The sequence below is a fragment of the Acidovorax sp. KPB24-03 genome (assembly GCF_057546605.1).
On record NZ_BAAJYR010000108.1, the window covers coordinates 1 to 11,523 of the forward strand.

Here is an 11,523-nt window from a genome sequence, read left to right on the forward strand (position 1 = left end):
GTCCACCTGCGGCAGCGCCGCCACCGGCAGCAGCCGCCAGGCCAGCAGGCCCATCAGCACCAGCGCCAGCGACAGCAGCGAGGTGGCCACCGGGCGGCGGATGCACAGGCGCGCCAGGTTCATGGCCCGCTGCCCGCCGTGCCGTCCTGCCAGGCCGCACGGCGGCGCGAAAGCCGCTGGCCCAGCCGGTCGAAATACAGATACACCACGGGGGTGGTGAAGAGCGTGAGCACCTGGCTGACCACCAGCCCGCCCACCATCACGATGCCCAGCGGCTGGCGCAACTCCGCGCCCGAGCCCTGTGCGAGCATGAGGGGCAACGCGCCCACCAGGGCGGCCAGCGTCGTCATGAGGATGGGGCGCAGGCGCAGCAGCGCGGCACGCCGGATGGCCTCGTGCGCGGGCAGCCCGAGGCGGCGCTGCGCATCCAGGGCGAAGTCCACCATCATGATCCCGTTCTTCTTGACCAGGCCGATGAGCAGCACGATGCCGATCACCGCGATCAGGTCCAGCGGGCGGCCGCTGACGAGCAGGGCCAGCAGCGCGCCGACGGTGGCCGAGGGCAGCGTGGAAAGGATGGTGATGGGGTGGATGGTGCTTTCGTAAAGCACCCCGAGCACGATGTACATGGTGACCACCGCTGCCAACACCAGCCACAGCGTGTTGGACAGCGATGCGCGGAACGCCTCGGCCGCGCCCTGAAAGCGCGTCTCGATCTGGGGCGGCAGACCGGTGGCCGCAAGCTCCCGTTCGATGGCCGCCACGGCCGCCCCGAGCGAGTGGCCCGCGCCCAGGTTGAACGACACCGTGGCCGCCGGAAACTGGCCTTGCTGCAGGACCTGCAGCGGCGCGGGCTGCTGGGTGATGCGCGCCACGGCCGCCAGCGGCACGCTGCGCCCGGACGGCGTGGACACGAACGTGGTCTGCAACGCATCCAGCCCGCGTGCGTGGCGCGGATCGACCTCCAGCACCACGCGGTACTGGCTGGCCTGGGTGAACAGCGTGGCGATCTGCCGCTGGGCGTAGGCGTTCTGCAAGGCGGTGGCGATGTCGGCCACGGTGAGGCCCAGGCGCGCGGCGGCGTCGCGGTCCACCTCCACGTGCGCCTGCCGGCCCTGTTGCTGCAGGTCGCTGGCCACGTCCGCCAGTTCGGCGCGGGCGCGCAGCCGCTCCACCAGGCGTGGCACCCAGGTGTCGAGCAATGCCGGGTCCGGCGTGGTCAGGGTGAACAGGTACTGCGTGCGGCTCACACGGTCTTCGATGGAGAGTTCCTGCACCGGCTGGAACCAGGCCGTGATGCCGCCCACCTGGCGCGCGCGGGCGCGCAGGCTGTCCAGGATGGCGCGGGCACTGGTCTGCCGGTCTCCATGGGCGCGCAGGTTGATGAGCATGCGCCCGCTGGAGAGCGAGGCATTGCTGCCGTCCACCCCCACGAAGGACGAAAGGCTCGCCACGTCCGGCTCCTGCAGCAGTGCGTCGGCCAGCGCCTGCTGGCGCTGCGACACCACGGTGAACGAGCTGTCGGGCGCCACCTCGGTCACCACCTGGACCACCCCGCTGTCCTGCACCGGAAAGAATCCCTTGGGCACGGCCAGGTAGAGCAGGACGGTGAGGACCAACGTGGCCAGCATCGCCAGCATCGTCAGGCCCTGGTGCGCGAGCACCGCATCGATCGCGCGGCCATAGCGTTCGAGCACGCGGTCCATGAAGCCCGTGCCCTTGCCTTCGCCGGGCGGCGCGTGCAGGGGGGCCTTGAGCAGCCGGGCGCTCATCATCGGCGTGAGCGTGAGCGACACCAGCAGCGAGATTCCGATGGCCACGGCCAGCGTGAGTGCGAACTCGTGGAACAGCCGCCCGACCACGTCGCGCATGAACAGCAGCGGAATCAGCACGGCCACCAGCGACACGGTGAGCGAGACCAGGGTGAACCCGATCTCCGAAGCGCCCTTGAGCGCCGCCTGCAGCGGCGGCAGGCCCTGCTCTCAGTGGCGCGCGATGTTCTCCAGCATGACGATGGCATCGTCCACCACGAAGCCCGTGGCGATGGTGAGCGCCATCAGGCTCAGGTTGTTGACCGAAAAGCCCAGCAGGTACATCACGCCGAAGGTGCCCACCAGCGACAGCGGCACCACCACGCCCGGAATGAAGGTGGCGGTGGCGCTGCGCAGGAACAGGAAGGTCACCAGCACGACCAGACCCACCGCGAACACCAGCTCGAGCTGCACGTCGCGCACCGAGGCGCGGATGCTCTGCGTGCGGTCGGTGAGCAGCGCCACGTCCACGGCGGCGGGCAGGGTGGCGGTGAGCTGGGGCAGCAGGGCACGCACCCGGTCGGCGACGTCGATCACGTTGGCACCCGGTTGCCGCTGCACGTTGAGCAGCACGGCCGGCTGCCGGTCGGCCCATGCGGCCAGAAAGCGATCTTCCGGGCCGGATTCGACGGTGGCCACGTCGCCCAGGCGGATCGGAGCGCCCGGCGGCGCAGTGCCCGTGCCGGCGACGGCCGGGTTGGACGCCACCGTGCCGGTGGGAGTGCGCCAGGCGACGATGAGCCGGCGGTAGGCGTCCGGCGAGGTGATCTGGTCGTTCGCGTCCAGCAAGGTGGTGCGGTACGGGCCGTCGAAGCTGCCCTTGGGCTGGTTGGCATTGGCGCCCGCGATCGCCCGGCGCACGTCTTCCATGCCCAGTTGCTGCGCCGCCAACGCCGTGGGGTTGACCCGCACCCGCAGAGCCGGGCGCTGACCGCCGGCCAGGCTCACCAGACCCACGCCCGACAGCTGCGCGAGCTTTTGCGCCATGCGCGTTTCCACGAGGTCGTGCACCTCGTGCAGCGGCAGGCTCGCCGAGGTGATGGCCAGGGTGAGGATGGGCGCGTCGGCCGGGTTCACCTTGCGGTAGATCGGCGGTGCGGGCAGGTCGGCGGGCAGCAGGCTGGCCGCGGTGTTGAGCGCGGACTGCACGTTCTGCTCGCTCACGGCCAGGTCCGCGTCCAGCATGAACTGCAGCGTGATGACCGAGGCACCGCTGGAGCTGGTGGACGACATTTGCCGCAGCCCCGGGATCTGCCCGAGCCGGCGCTCCAGCGGCGCGGTGATGGCACGGGCCGCGACATCCGGGCTGGCGCCCGGGTGGAAGGTGAACACCTGGATGACGGGGTAGTCCACCTGCGGCAGCGCCGCTACCGGCAGCAGGCGCCAGGCGATCGCCCCTGCGATGAGCAACGCCAGCATGAGCAGCAGCGTCGCCACCGGGCGCAGGATGAACGGGCGCGAAAGATTCATGGCGGCGGCGGTACCAGGGCAGCGGTGGTTCGGGCGTTGCGGTGCAGCGCCATCAGCGCGCCGTGCTGGCGGAGGTGGAGGCTGCCGCGGCCTGCGCTTTTGCGCGCTGCTGCAGCTGATGCGCGGTCTGAGGGGGCTCGCCATCCACCACCTGCGCCACGTCGATGCCGTCCCGCAGGCGATCCAGCCCTTCCAGCACGACGGAATCGCCTTCGGCCAGGCCCTGGGTCACGACCAGGCGCTCGCCATCGCTGGCACCCAGCGCCACGCGGCGCAGCACGGCTTTACCGTCCCGCACGGTGTACACGTAGGGCCCCTGGCTGCCGTGCTGAACCGCATCCGCCGGCACAACGAGGGCATTCTCCAGCGTGCGCACTTTCAGCCGCACGTTGACGAATTGGTTGGGAAAAAGCGCGTCGTCGGCATTGTCGAACTGGGCCTTGAGCCGCAAGGTGCCGGTGGCCGTGTCGATCTGGTTGTCCAGGGTGGTCAGCCGCCCGGTTCCCAGCAGGGCGGCTTCGGCGCGGTCCCAAGCCTGCACCACCAGGGGCCGGGCACCGCGTGCGCCGGCACGTACGGCCGGCAGCTGGGTTTCGGGAATGGCGAACAGCACTGTGATGGGGTGCGTCTGCGTGATGGACACCAGGCCCTGGGCATCGGCCGTCGCGACCAGATTGCCCGCATCGACCCGCCGCATGCCCAGACGGCCGGCCACCGGGGCCTCGATCCGCGTGTACGACAGCTGCAACTGGGCCTCCTGCACCTGGGCGCGCGCAGTCGCCAGGCTGCCGCGCAGTTGGGCCACCAGGGCTTCCTGGGTTTCCAGCTGCTGCCGCGCGATGGAGTCCTGCTGCAGCAGCGTGCGGTAGCGCGCCACGTCGCGCTCCGCGCTTTGCAGTTGCGCCTGCATCTGCTGCTGCAGGCCCTCGGCCTGTGCCAGCTTCACGCGGAAGGGCGCGGGGTCGATCTCGGCCAGCACCTGGCCACGCCGCACCTCCTGGCCCTCCTGGAACAGCACGCGCGCCAACTGGCCGTCCACGCGGCTGCGCACGGTCACGCTTTGCAGCGCAGTCACGGTGCCGATGGCCTTGATCTGCTCGTCCATGGCCTGCCGCTGCACACCCACGAGGCGCACCGGAATGGGTCCGCTCCAGGGACTGGGCCCCGTTTCCTGCAGCGCAGGTTGGCGCCATATGAGATACCACGCCACCCAGGCCAGCAACACCAGCACCACGCAGCCCAGCAGCCGCAGCCAGAGACGGCGTGTGGATGCCGCCGGCATCCGCTCAGAATCCATTTCAACCATGTCGGGCCCGTCGAGGGGAGAAGAGTGCCAGCGCCGCGGGCGCAGGAAGCCGGTGCGCAACCCGGCGAACCGGGAGTTGCAGCGGCATTGTCGGTCCCATGCGAAGACGGGGCGGTGGGGACGTGTGCGGTGCGATGCCCGGTCAGGGTTGGCCGCCTGCGAATTTAGCCGAAAGAACGGTCTAAATGATAATGACTTTTAATTGGAAGGTGATCTGTGCCACCACGAAAAAGCGCCCGGGCCGCTGTGCGGACCGCGCTTTACATCGAACGGCCATTCGGTGGCGTGGCGCCACCGAACCCCGTGCGCGAAGGGATCAGCCAGCCAGACGCTTTTCCAGCGCGGCCTTCGTGTCGAGCAATGCGGCAGGCAGGTGGTAGGCCAGTTGATCGAAATGGGCCGTGTGCAGCTTCAGCTCGTCGGCCCAGGCGGCGGCATCGATGCGGGTGACCGTGTCGAACTGGACCGGGGTGAATTCGATGCCCGTCCAGTTGATCTCGCCGTACTGGGGGGCGGTGCCGATCGGCGTGTCCTGACCTCTGGCCTGGCCTTCGATGCGGTCGATCATCCACTTGAGCACGCGCATGTTGTCGCCATAGCCGGGCCAGACGAACTTGCCGTCGTCGCCCTTGCGGAACCAGTTGGTGGTGTAGATCTTCGGTTGTTGTGCGCCGGCGGCAGCGATCTTCTCGCCCATGTTCAGCCAGTGCTGGAAGTAGTCGCTCATGTTGTAGCCCATGAAGGGCAGCATGGCGAACGGGTCGCGGCGCACCACGCCCTGCTGGCCGGCGGCGGCGGCAGTCGTCTCGGAGCCCATGGTGGCGGCCATGTAGACGCCTTCCGTCCAGTTGCGGGCCTCGGTCACCAGCGGCACGGTGGTGGAGCGGCGGCCGCCGAAGATGAACGCGTCGATCTTCACGCCCTTGGGGTCGTCCCAGGCTTCGTCGAGCGCGGGGTTGTTGGTGGCAGCCACGGTGAAGCGCGCGTTGGGGTGTGCGGCCTTGGCGCCGGTTTCCTTGGCGATCTGGGGCGTCCAGTCCTTGCCTTGCCAGTCGATCAGGTGGTCGGGCAGCTTGCCGGTGTCCTTTTCCATGCCTTCCCACCACACGTCGCCATCGTCGGTCAGCGCGACATTCGTGAAGATCACGTTCTTGTCCAGGCTGGCCATGCAGTTGGGGTTGGTGTGGTAGTTCGTGCCCGGGGCCACGCCGAAATAGCCGGCTTCGGGGTTGATGGCGCGCAGGCTGCCATCGGCCTGGGGCTTGATCCAGGCGATGTCGTCGCCGATGGTGGTGACCTTCCAGCCTTCGAACGCCTTGGGCGGAACCAGCATGGAGAAGTTGGTCTTGCCGCAGGCGCTCGGGAAGGCGGCGGCCACGTGGTACTTCTTGCCTTCGGGGTTCGAGACACCCAGGATCAGCATGTGCTCAGCCAGCCAGCCCTGGTCGCGGCCCATGGTGGAAGCGATGCGCAGCGCGAAGCACTTCTTGCCCAGCAGCGCGTTGCCGCCGTAGCCCGAGCCATACGACCAGATCTCGCGCGTTTCGGGGTAGTGCACGATGTACTTGGTCTTGTTGCAAGGCCAGGACACGTCCTTCTGGCCGGTCTGCAGCGGGGCGCCCACGGTGTGCACGCAGGGCACGAAGTCGCCTTCCATGCCCAGCACGTCGTACACGGCACGGCCCATGCGGGTCATGATCTTCATGTTCACGGCGACGTAGGGGCTGTCGGACAGTTCGATGCCCACGTGTGCGATGGGAGAGCCCAGCGGGCCCATGCTGAACGGCACCACGTACATGGTGCGGCCCTTCATGCAGCCGTCGAACAGCGGCTGCAGCGTGGCGCGCATCTCGGCCGGTGCCATCCAGTTGTTGGTGGGGCCGGCATCTTCCTTCTGGGCGGAGCAGATGTAGGTGCGGTCTTCCACGCGGGCCACGTCGCTCGGGTCAGACCAGGCAAGGTAGCTGCCGGGGCGCTTGGCGGGATTGAGTTTCTGGAACGTGCCGGCATCGACCAGTTGCTGGCAGAGGCGGTCGTACTCTTCCTGGGAACCGTCGCACCAGTAGATGGCGTCGGGCTTGCAGAGGACGGCCATGTCGGCCACCCAGGCGAGCAGGCGGGCGTTTTTGACGTAGGCGGGGGCTTTGAGATCCAGGCCTTGCATGGTGGGTGCGTTCATCGGGAGCTTCCTGAAGTTGAAAAACAGTTTTTTCAAAGGAAGCTGCCGACGAGCGGCGCGACGTGGGGGCCTGCGCATGGGTCTTCTGAGCGCTGCCTTTGAAAAAACGGCTGGATGCTCAGTCGGCGGGCGGGGAGTGCGGCGAGAGCTGCAGGGTCCGCGGGTCGGCTGGGATGACGATTTTATGAATCCCACCCGCGCCTGTCTGTCAGACAGACATTACTTTCATGCAAAAAAGGCATGGGGTTATGTGGGTGTTGAGCATGATCTGGACTGCCATGTCGCTGCCGGGACAAATCTGCCGATTTTTCCTTAGTCGCCTGCTTGCGTGCCCTGCGGATTTCTCCGAAAGTTCAATTACCGCCCGGCAGGTAAAAAATGGATTGCAGTGTTTTGGCCGTGGCGAGATTCCATGCCACACAAGGAGATATATGGACTTCCAGACCTTGCAACTCGCGGTGCAGGACCGCATCGCCGTCGTGACACTGAACCGGCCACCGGTCAATGCCCAGAACGCGGAGCTGCGTGCCGAGATCACGCAGGTATTCGATGAATTGTCGGATCGGGAGGACGTCTCGGTCGTGGTGCTGACCGGCGCAGGCAAAGTTTTTTCCGCAGGTGCCGACATCCGCGAGCGCCCCAACCTCGGTGCGACCGCGGGCGCTTACGGCCGCCACAACCGGCTGGTGCGCGAATCGTTCTACGCAGTTGTCGAATGCTCCAAGCCCGTCATCGCGGCCATCAACGGGCCCGCCATGGGTGCGGGCTTCGGTCTGGTGATGGCCTCTGACATCTGGGTGGCTTCCGAGGACTGCTATGTGTCGATGCCTGAGATCAACGTAGGGCTCGCAGGGGGCGTGACTTTCCTGCAGGAGGTGTTCGGCCGTTCACGCGCACGTCGCATGTTCTTCACCGGCATGAAGGTCAGTGGCGCCGAACTCTATCGCCTGGGCCTGGTGGAGGCCTGCCTGCCTGCCGAGGAGCTGATGCCCTACGCGATGGACCTGGCGCGCGAGATCGCCTCCAAGAGTCCCATTGCGCTGCGGCTGGCCAAGGAGGCCGCGCGACTGACGCAGTTGATGCCGTCGCGCGACGCCTATCGCTATGAGCAGGGCAACACCGTCGCGTTGTCCAAGACGGAGGATGCCAAGGAGGCCCAGCGCGCCTTCCTGGAAAAGCGCGCTCCGGTTTACGTGGGCCGCTGACGGGCAGAGAGAGCAGCCGGGCCTGCGCCCAGGACGCTGCTGCAAAATGGAGGCTGCACGACACCATCCCCATCGCAGCGATGCGAGGGGTTTGTGGCACCGGGGTGGCGCCGATCCGCCGCCCGGCCGGGTGCCAGAACTACAAAAGAGAGGAGGCCTCCCCCTATGGCAAACCGTCCAGCCGCTTCGGCGAACGACCCCGTCGACTCTGCGCCCACGACCCGCTCCGACACCCGGCAGGAACAGCTCATCGACATTGCATGCCGCCTGTTTGCGCAGCGCGGGTACGAGGGCACTTCGCTGCGTGACATCGCCGAAGAGGCCAAGATCACCAAGGCGGCGCTGTACTACCACTTCCCCAACAAGGAAGCGCTCTACGAGCGCATCGTGCTGGAATCCATGCAGGCGCTGGTGGACTCCGTGCGCGAGGCGATGGCCGGGGGCGCCACGCCGGTCGACAAGGTGCGGCTGTTCATGCAGTCGTCGGCCGACTTCCTCGACCGCAGCCGCCATTCCTGGATCGCTGGCTCCAACGCCTTCTGGTCCGGCAGCGCGGTTGACCCGCGTGCCATGGCCGTCTATCTGCGCGACGAGTACGAACACCTGCTGCGCGACAGCATCGCGCAGGCCATCTCGGCAGGGCAGTTCCGTGCGGTGGACCCGGCCATGGCCGGGCGCATGCTGCTGTCCATGCTGAACCACATCGCGCGGTGGCATTCGCCCGGAGGTCGCCTCACCACCCGGCAGGTGATCGAGCAGTACCTCGACATGGCGTTCGGCGGCCTGCTGCAGTAAAGCGCGCCACCTTCTCCCGGGCACCCCCCAAGCCGCCCCGGCCTGCGCCGGGGCGGCTTGTTCGTTTCTGGCCTTCCTGGCGCGCGGCGCGGGTTTTCCCTGTTCATTTACTTGCCGGCCGTTTAGTAGACTTTTCGCAGGAGTCTACCCATGCGCACTGACCGACGCCATTTCCTCTTGTTGCCCTGGAGTGCAGGCCTGGCCTGTGCCCAGGCGCGGGCGCAAGGCGTGGTGGGCGCTGAGGGGCTGGTGGGGGCCAAGCCCGTCCAGATCGTCGTGCCTTACGCCGCTGGAGGCCTGACGGACAACCTGGCACGCCCGATCGCGTCGGCCCTCTCGGCGCGGTGGTCCCGGCCAGTGGTGGTCGACAACCGCAACGGCGGGGGCGGCACCATCGGCACGGCGTTGGTGGCGCGCGCGCCGGGCGATGGCCATACGCTGCTGCTCACGGCATTCGGCTACATCGCCAATCCGCTGTTGATGAAACAGCTGCCTTACGATCCACGCGCCCTGGCTCCCCTCGCCATGGTGGGCGACACGCCCAGCGTTCTGTACGTGAGCACGCGCCTGCCCGTGACGTCGGTGGCCGAGTTGGTGGTGTACGGCAAGGCACACCCGGGCAAGCTGGTGTTCGCTTCGTCCGGCAACGGGTCCAGTCCGCACATCGCCGCAGAACTGCTGGCGTCCCTCACGGGCATGGACATCGTGCATGTGCCTTACCGCGGCAATGGGCCCGCGCTGAACGATCTGCTGGGCGGGCAAGTCCATGCCATGTTCGATTCGGTGGCGTCGTTGTCCCATGTGCGCAGCGGACGGCTGCGGGCGCTGGGTGTTGCGAGCACCGCCCCGCTGGCCCGGGCGCCCGAGTTGTTGCCCATTGCCCAGTCCGGCGTGCCGGAGCTGGCCCATTTCACCGCAGGGGGCTGGTTCGGCTTTTTCCTGCCGGCATCCACTGCGCCCGCATTGCAGCGATGGCTGCATGCCGAATTGCGCCAGGTTCTGGAGCAGCCCGCCGTGCGCGAAGCCGTGGAGCGTGCCGGTGTCGAGCCCCGCAACCTAGACCTGGAGGCCTTCGCGGCCTACCTGCGCGCGGAGAGCGAGCGCTGGGCCCCCGTTTTCCGTGAACGCAACATTCAACTGGATTGATGCGTGCCGTGGCCTCTACCCCGCCTGCGCGCGCAGCCGCCACGCCGCGGCCTTCTACCGCATGGTCAAGGGCTGTGGCTTCCTTCTTTTCTGCAATGAACCGGGGCTAGCGCCCCAGCACTTCCAAGCACCATGACGATCTCCCTCCCTTCATCGCACACCCTCGACCCCTACGATGCCTTCCGCGAGGAACTGCGCCAGTTCGCCGAGTCCGAATGCCCGTCGGCCTTGAAGGAGGTCGTTCGCAACAACCAGAAGGTCACGCGCAACGAGTACCGCATCTGGCAGGAAAAGCTCTTCGCGCGCGGCTGGGGTGCGCCCAACTGGCCGGTGGAATACGGCGGCACGGGCTGGGACCTGCAGCAGCGCTACCTGTTCGAGGAGGTCACCGCGCAGGCCGACTGCCCGCCCCAGTACCACCACGGCCTGGGCCACATCGGCCCGGTGATCATGCACTTCGGAACGCCCGAGCAGAAGGCGCGCTTTCTGCCGCGCATCCTGGACGGCAGCGAGTGGTGGTGCCAGGGCTACTCCGAGCCCGGCGCGGGCTCCGACCTGGCGTCGCTCAAAACGGCGGCGGTGCGCGACGGCGACCACTACGTGATCAACGGCCAGAAGATCTGGACCTCGCACGCGCAGGAGGCCGACATGATGTACACGCTGGTGCGCACGTCGAACGAAGGGCGCAAGCAGGCCGGCATTTCGCTGCTGCTCGTGCCCATGGACACGCCGGGCATCGAGGTGCGGCCCATCCCCACGATCGACCACTGGCACCACGTCAACGAGGTGTTCCTCCACGACGTGCGCGTGCCTGTCGCCAACCTCCTGGGCGTGGAAGGCGAGGGCTGGAAATGCGCCAAGTTCCTGCTCGACCGTGAGCGGCTCTCGCCCGCGACGGTGCCTCGCCTGGCCCGGCTGGCTGAGCAGGTGGGGGATCTGCTGCGCGCACGCGGCGCTGGCGGATCGGCGCCCAGCGCGAGCCAGCATGTGCTGCTCGAACGCCTGTACCTGGCCCAGGCCGGCGTGGCGGGCGCGCGCGAGATGCTGCTGAGCGCCATCCAGGAGGAGATGCAAGGCACGCTGGCAGCCTCGAAATCGTCGGCGCTCAAGCTCTACTGCTCGGACCTGTCCCAGCAGCTCATCGGCATCGCGCTGGACATCGCCGGCCCCGAGTACGCCGCGCGCCTGGTCGACACGGTCGCGGCCACAGGGCAGGAAGTGGCGGGCGATTCAGACGACCCCCTGCGCCAACTCATCCACACCTACCTGTTCTACCGCTCGCGCACCATCGCCGGGGGCACCAGCGAAGTGCAGAAGAACGTGATCGCCCGCGACCTTTTCGGAGCCTGACCCATGACATTCCACGCCACGCCGATGTTCCCCGGCGACCTCTATGACACCACCTCCCGCGTGGCCGCTGCGCGCCCGTGGCAGAGACCTTCGAATCCCAGGAGCCCAGCGAGACATGGAACCAGTTCCTGCAGCTGGGCTGGCAGGGGGTGCTGATTGACGAGACGCACGACGGTGCCGGCGCCTCGCTGGGCGATGTGGCCGCCATCGCCGAAGCCGCGGGCCGGCATGCCCTGGCGCAGCCCCTGGCCGCGCGCTGCG

General features: G+C 67.8%; 7 protein-coding genes and 1 pseudogene. 5 read left to right on the top strand and 3 right to left on the bottom strand.

Annotated features, from left to right (window positions below; genetic code table 11):
• Positions 1-119: 119 nt before the first annotated feature.
• The 3 genes and pseudogenes from AC27KI_RS13155 to AC27KI_RS13165 all read right to left on the bottom strand — a co-directional run bounded on the left by AC27KI_RS13155 (position 120) and on the right by AC27KI_RS13165 (position 6,766).
• Positions 120-3,281 (bottom strand): annotated as a pseudogene (locus tag AC27KI_RS13155) (efflux RND transporter permease subunit).
• Positions 3,282-3,333: 52 nt separating this feature from the next.
• Positions 3,334-4,563: an efflux RND transporter periplasmic adaptor subunit gene (locus tag AC27KI_RS13160; protein WP_487114178.1), complete on the bottom strand. Its 1,230-nt coding sequence runs from the start codon at positions 4,561-4,563 to the stop codon at positions 3,334-3,336.
• 340 nt (positions 4,564-4,903) lie between these two features.
• Entirely contained in the window at positions 4,904-6,766 is a 1,863-nt protein-coding gene (locus AC27KI_RS13165; RefSeq protein WP_487114180.1) for a phosphoenolpyruvate carboxykinase (GTP), read from the bottom strand.
• A gap of 431 nt (positions 6,767-7,197) precedes the next feature.
• Between AC27KI_RS13165 and AC27KI_RS13170 the strand changes: the two genes are divergently transcribed.
• The 5 genes from AC27KI_RS13170 to AC27KI_RS13190 all read left to right on the top strand — a co-directional run.
• Positions 7,198-7,971, top strand: a complete 774-nt coding sequence (locus tag AC27KI_RS13170) for an enoyl-CoA hydratase/isomerase family protein (RefSeq protein WP_272566129.1) — start codon at positions 7,198-7,200, stop codon at positions 7,969-7,971.
• Between the two features lie 165 nt (positions 7,972-8,136).
• Complete coding sequence (locus AC27KI_RS13175) at positions 8,137-8,766, top strand: TetR/AcrR family transcriptional regulator (RefSeq protein ID WP_487089258.1); 630 nt, start codon at positions 8,137-8,139, stop codon at positions 8,764-8,766.
• A 150-nt stretch (positions 8,767-8,916) separates the two neighbouring features.
• Positions 8,917-9,912 (top strand): Bug family tripartite tricarboxylate transporter substrate binding protein, encoded by a 996-nt coding sequence (locus AC27KI_RS13180; protein ID WP_487089257.1) that lies wholly within the window; start codon positions 8,917-8,919, stop codon positions 9,910-9,912.
• A gap of 132 nt (positions 9,913-10,044) precedes the next feature.
• The gene (locus tag AC27KI_RS13185) at positions 10,045-11,262 is read left to right on the top strand and encodes an acyl-CoA dehydrogenase family protein (protein ID WP_487089256.1); all 1,218 of its coding nucleotides are present in this window, start codon (positions 10,045-10,047) and stop codon (positions 11,260-11,262) included.
• 77 nt (positions 11,263-11,339) lie between these two features.
• Positions 11,340-11,523: acyl-CoA dehydrogenase family protein (locus tag AC27KI_RS13190; RefSeq protein WP_487114182.1), on the top strand; the 184-nt coding region annotated here is incomplete at its 3' end.

Bases quoted from the DNA above. Each gene is read 5' to 3' on its own strand.
- AC27KI_RS13160 (WP_487114178.1), bottom strand. From the start codon at position 4,563: ATGCCGGCGGCATCCACACGCCGTCTCTGGCTGCGGCTGCTGGGCTGC.
- AC27KI_RS13165 (WP_487114180.1), bottom strand. From the start codon at position 6,766: ATGAACGCACCCACCATGCAAGGCCTGGATCTCAAAGCCCCCGCCTAC.
- AC27KI_RS13170 (WP_272566129.1), top strand. From the start codon at position 7,198: ATGGACTTCCAGACCTTGCAACTCGCGGTGCAGGACCGCATCGCCGTC.
- AC27KI_RS13175 (WP_487089258.1), top strand. From the start codon at position 8,137: ATGGCAAACCGTCCAGCCGCTTCGGCGAACGACCCCGTCGACTCTGCG.
- AC27KI_RS13180 (WP_487089257.1), top strand. From the start codon at position 8,917: ATGCGCACTGACCGACGCCATTTCCTCTTGTTGCCCTGGAGTGCAGGC.
- AC27KI_RS13185 (WP_487089256.1), top strand. From the start codon at position 10,045: ATGACGATCTCCCTCCCTTCATCGCACACCCTCGACCCCTACGATGCC.